6 protein-coding genes are annotated in these 4,633 nt (G+C 57.3%); all 6 read right to left on the reverse strand.

Annotation, left to right across the window (positions count from 1 at the left end; translation table 11 throughout):
• Positions 1–150 precede the first annotated feature (150 nt).
• The 6 genes from NW837_RS05515 to NW837_RS05540 all read right to left on the reverse strand — a co-directional run bounded on the left by NW837_RS05515 (position 151) and on the right by NW837_RS05540 (position 4,481).
• Positions 151–798 carry a thermonuclease family protein gene (locus NW837_RS05515; protein WP_414329711.1) on the reverse strand — a complete coding sequence of 216 codons (648 nt, stop codon included), beginning with the start codon at positions 796–798 and terminating at the stop codon, positions 151–153.
• Positions 799–1,248: 450 nt separating this feature from the next.
• A complete protein-coding gene (locus tag NW837_RS05520; protein WP_414329713.1) occupies positions 1,249–1,722 on the reverse strand; it encodes a YqeG family HAD IIIA-type phosphatase in 474 nt (157 codons plus the stop codon).
• 11 nt (positions 1,723–1,733) lie between these two features.
• The gene (gene mltG, locus NW837_RS05525; protein WP_414329714.1) at positions 1,734–2,918 is read right to left on the reverse strand and encodes an endolytic transglycosylase MltG; all 1,185 of its coding nucleotides are present in this window, start codon (positions 2,916–2,918) and stop codon (positions 1,734–1,736) included.
• A 102-nt stretch (positions 2,919–3,020) separates the two neighbouring features.
• Positions 3,021–3,782: a UMP kinase gene (gene pyrH, locus NW837_RS05530; RefSeq protein WP_011433861.1), complete on the reverse strand. Its 762-nt coding sequence runs from the start codon at positions 3,780–3,782 to the stop codon at positions 3,021–3,023.
• A 98-nt stretch (positions 3,783–3,880) separates the two neighbouring features.
• Positions 3,881–4,030 carry a hypothetical protein gene (locus NW837_RS05535; protein ID WP_011433860.1) on the reverse strand — a complete coding sequence of 50 codons (150 nt, stop codon included), beginning with the start codon at positions 4,028–4,030 and terminating at the stop codon, positions 3,881–3,883.
• A gap of 115 nt (positions 4,031–4,145) precedes the next feature.
• Positions 4,146–4,481, reverse strand: a complete 336-nt coding sequence (locus tag NW837_RS05540) for a TMEM165/GDT1 family protein (RefSeq protein WP_011433859.1) — start codon at positions 4,479–4,481, stop codon at positions 4,146–4,148.
• Positions 4,482–4,633: the final 152 nt, after the last annotated feature.

The raw sequence follows: 4,633 nt of genomic DNA on the forward strand, positions 1-4,633 counted from the left end.
AATCCGTACTGAACATATTATACATTATTTTCAGTATAGTTGAGCTTATTATTGACTAGAGTCATGCTCTCACCGACCGGCGGAAGATGGCTGTTGAGATTATTCTCAACAAACAGGCCGGCAATTCCAGCTCTGCGTTTGGCTTGGTCTCTAGCGAGGGCCGTAGGTTGTCCAATAGCCGCGTCCTTGTCTTTTGGCTGCATCGGCAGCTTCGGTGAGAATGGGGCCGTACTTCAAGCCATCGGTTTGTGGCGACAACAGGCCATGCCCCAAAAACAGCATTTCCTGGTTGATGAGGGTATTGGCTTGCCAAACGTAGGCAGGCAAGGTAGGAGCAGGGGCTAGGGCAGGATCCAACTCCAAAAACACCTCACGTCCCAGCAGAGCAGTCTGCAGATATTGGCCAGCATTGTAAACTGCCAGAGGGGTTTGTCCGCGCAACTCCGTCCAGTTGGGGTTGATCGGGTCAGGCAAGGGATCGATCCCGATCAGTTGCACCAGCCGCAAATCCAAATCCCCTTCAAGCTGAACAACCAGGGTGTTGTAGTTGACCACCCGAAACACGGTTGCACGTTTGAGGTCGCGCAGATCTGGACGCGCCACCAATGTTAAAGCCCAACCGGGCAATGTCGAGAATATCAAAGGCAAGGCCAGAAAGCTGCCCAGCTTGATCAGGCTCCGTCCATTGGATACAAGCGAGGATCTGGAGCGGGGGGAAGTCGGAGCAGAACGCAGGGATTTTTGCAGCATGGACTTTAGCCGTTGCATGGCGGACTTGACAATAGGGATGGTTCGCATGCTTGACCTTTGGATCTCACACCGCCCTCACACCGCCGCCTACTGGGCTTCAACGCGGGATCCGGCTCACCTGCCGTCACTCTACAAAAAATTGGGGCAGATGGGTCAGGTCTGGAAAATCTCTCTCGATTTTTGTCTTGATTTTTAGATGTGCTACCCATCCGGTCAGCAGTTGCCAGCGCTGACAACCTGTGGTTGGTCATTTCGATTCAAACTGGGACACTGTACCCACACCTAAAACATGCATGAAACATGCATGGGGCCACAGGGCTTTTCTCAGCTGCCCAGGCGTCTCACCCTAAACTGAAGTGACTAAGTCCTTCCGAGCAGCAGGATTGTCTTTTGGTCTTCTCTCTTTGCGAAGGAAAGGGGGAGTGCTTGGAAACCTTTTCAATTCAGTTTGAAACAATTACAGTTGTCCAACTCTCAAATCTCTCAAAAGCGCAGCCCCTAGAGGGTAGCAGGGTTCTTTTCGACTGCTTCGGACAAGAGGGAGTTGACCAGCACGGTTACCAACCCCAGTCGATTGCCCGCCAAAATATCCGTCAACAGGCGGTCTCCCACCATAGCCACTGCTTCTACCGGCAAGCCCATCTGGGCTACGGCCCGCCGCAAGGCCCGCCGTGAGGGTTTCCCAGCGCGGTGAATGTAGGGCAGGTTCAGGCTTTCTCCGATTTGTTGGATGCGGCTGCGATTGAGGTTGTTGCTCACCAGCCAAATTTGAAAGTGCGGACGCAACTGCTCCAGCCAAGCAGCCACAGCGGGATCCACCTCAACCTGTCGGCTCGGCACCAGTGTACCGTCTACGTCAAAGATGATGCCTTTTACCTGCCAGGCCCACAGGTCTTCTGCCCGCAACTTTAAGACAGTGCCGGCCACCACCAGATCCGGTTGCAGGAGCTTGAACCAAGGTTTGTGTACCATCCGCTCCTCGGCTAAGGACTTGGTTGAGGACTGTGGGGGGATCCCTGGGCAGCTTGTCGGCGCTCTTGAATAATTTGCAATTGGGCTGCCTCGTGCTCTGCTAGGGTTTTGCTGAAAATGTGAGTGCCATCGTAGCGGGCCACGAAGTAGAGATAGTCGGTTTGCTCAGGCTGCAAAACGGCTTTTAAGCTGGCCAAGCCCGGGCTGGCGATGGGACCAGGGGGCAAGCCCGGGTTGAGGTAGGTGTTGTAGGGAGAGGGGGTGCGCACCTCCGCAAGGGTGAGGCGGCGATCTGGGGTTTGCCGGATATTCAAGGCATATTCCACCGTCGGATCGGCTCCCAGGGGGATCCCTTTCTTAAGCCGGTTCAGGAAGACACCTGCAATCAAAGCGCGTTCTTCCGGCACCACGGCCTCCCGCTCCACAATGCTGGCCAGGGTAACCCACTCGTGCAGAGACAGGGAAGTGGTGTGCTGGCGAAACAGGGGCAGGGCCACCGCGACAAATCGCTGCAGCATGGCGTTGACCACTATTTGAGCCTTTTCTTGATCCGGCAGGGATCCCTCCACCTGTTCGATGGGGAAAAGATAGGTGTCTGGGAACAGGTAGCCTTCTAGAGAGCTCAAGTTGGGGGGCAGCCAGTCGAGGGGGGGAATCACCCGGGTCACGGCAATGAAGGCATCGGCTGCCAGCCAGTTGCGCTGGGCCAGAGCCTCTGCCATTTGCTCGATGCGCCAACCCTCCGGAATGGTCAGACGTCTTTGCAGGATCCTTCCCTGCCGCAGTTGCTGGGCCACGGCCAGCATGTCCTGGTTGGGATCCAAAGCGTAGGTGCCCGCCTGAAACACCCAGTCGCGCCCGAAGGTGCGGCTCCACAGCTCCCAAGCCAGAGCTGAGCGAATCACCCCTGCTTGGCGCAGTTTTTGCCCGATCAGACGGCTGCTGCTGCCCGGCTGGATTGTTACTTGGATCGGTTCTGGGCCGCCCACCGGCTGGAGCCAGGTCATCCACTGCCAGTAGACCAATCCCCCGGCCAGAACCAACAGGAAGATCAAGCTCTGCAAAAGACGCCGACCCCAGCGTTCGCGTAAGCGTTGCTTAGCGACATGGGGTGCCGCAGGCACAGCGCTTTGGGCAGCAGAGCTTCTGGGCGAGACGGGATCCTTTTGGGCCGAATGCTGAACCTGATCTGTCATTGCCTTTCCCTCCAAACGGCCTGAGCACACCCTTGAGCCAGGCTATCCTTCGGACTCAATCCTGGCTAGGGCGTCGCCGGACTCTCAAGGCCGATTTCCCCCCTAACTTGGGATCAACTCTCCTGGGCTGGGGATCCCGTTGTTCTCGACCGTCCGCTGTCCGATCCAAGTGCCGATGGGTTCTCCCTGCACCACTCGATAAATATTGCCAGGGGTAGTCAGGTCAAAGACCACGATGGGCAATTGATTTTCCTTGCAGAGGGCGATGGCGGTGCTGTCCATAACCCGCAGATCGCGGTTCAGCACATCCTGATAGCTGAGAACATCGTAGCGGCGGGCCTGAGGGTGAGTCTTGGGATCCGCATCGTAAACTCCGTCCACCTTGGTGGCTTTGAAAATCACCTCGGCATCGATCTCCGCCGCCCGCAAGGCCGCAGTGGTATCGGTGGTGAAGAAGGGGTTGCCAGATCCTGCCCCAAAAATCACCACCCGCCCCTTTTCCAGGTGACGAATGGCGCGGCGACGAATATAGGGCTCCGCCACCTCCTGCATGGCGATGGCCGTCTGCACCCGGGTGGGGATCCCGGCTCGCTCAATGGCATCCTGCAGGGTTAAGGCGTTGATGACGGTGGCCAGCATCCCTACGTAGTCGGCAGAAGCCTGATCCATCCCTTGGGCAGCCGCCTCTTTGCGCCCGCGCCAGATGTTACCCCCTCCCACCACAATCGCCACCTGCACACCGGCCCGTACCACTGAGGCCACTTCGCCGGCAATGGACTTCAAGACCTCGGGGTCGATCCCGTAGGGGCGCTCCCCCATCAGGGCTTCACCACTCAACTTCAGTAGAATCCGTCGATATTTCATGCTTATCCGCTCCGGCCCACCCCTGCATACGATAGCAGGTTTGTTGAACTAGCTCCGCTCACAGGATTGACCGACAGAGCATCTCGACAAAAACAACCTTACTGCTGTTCTTCGCCAGCGCTGGCCTCGTTGTCGCGGGGGGCAGAACGGAAGCGGCGGCCATTGCGAGCACGACTTTTTTGGAACTGTTTGGCATATTCGCGGTTGCGCTCGGCTTTTTCCCGCTTCAGATTGCGTTTTTTGGCCATGCTGGTTTTCCTGACCGGTTGTCCGGACTCAAGTGAAGGTCCTCAGTTTGAAGTGTCAAAGTGAGGCGCTCTTAATCCTATCACGCTTTGCCGAAGCCATCCTGAAGCCCTCTGCTCAGCCGGCTATGGGCAGGGATCCCCACAACAAGACTAGGCCCATCACAACAAACCCCACGCCTGCCAGGGTTTTGATCCAGCGAGGTGGGATCAGGCGGGCCACCCAAGCTCCTGCCCACACCCCAATTAGGCTGGTGCTGATCAAAGCAGCAGCAGCGCCCAAAAAGATTACCCCAGCGTTTTGCGAGCGGGCACTGAGGAGCAGGGTCGCCAATTGGGTTTTATCGCCCATTTCGGCCAGCAGAATCGAGCCAAAGCTCACTAGGGCGGCCCGTCCGGCCATTTGCCGCAGCAAAAAAGACGGGGTTCGGCTGTCGTTGTCTTGGATCAACACGTTCCTCGGTTGTTCTTCACTCTGTCCTGCCGGGTTGGCATCGGCTGCTCAGGGAGGCTAGCCCTCTGGGAGCTTGTTCCCCCGCCACTCCTGCCATAATACATAGCCCCCGATCACCAGGAACCCTGCACCCGCCAACCATTGTAGCCAGC

The sequence above is a fragment of the Synechococcus sp. R6-10 genome (genome assembly GCF_047461815.1).
Lineage (GTDB): Bacteria > Cyanobacteriota > Cyanobacteriia > Thermostichales > Thermostichaceae > Thermostichus.

Coding starts and splice junctions, on each gene's coding strand:
- pyrH (WP_011433861.1), bottom strand. CDS start 3,782: ATGAAATATCGACGGATTCTACTGAAGTTGAGTGGTGAAGCCCTGATG.
- mltG (WP_414329714.1), bottom strand. CDS start 2,918: ATGACAGATCAGGTTCAGCATTCGGCCCAAAAGGATCCCGTCTCGCCC.
- NW837_RS05515 (WP_414329711.1), bottom strand. CDS start 798: ATGCGAACCATCCCTATTGTCAAGTCCGCCATGCAACGGCTAAAGTCC.
- NW837_RS05520 (WP_414329713.1), bottom strand. CDS start 1,722: ATGGTACACAAACCTTGGTTCAAGCTCCTGCAACCGGATCTGGTGGTG.
- NW837_RS05535 (WP_011433860.1), bottom strand. CDS start 4,030: ATGGCCAAAAAACGCAATCTGAAGCGGGAAAAAGCCGAGCGCAACCGC.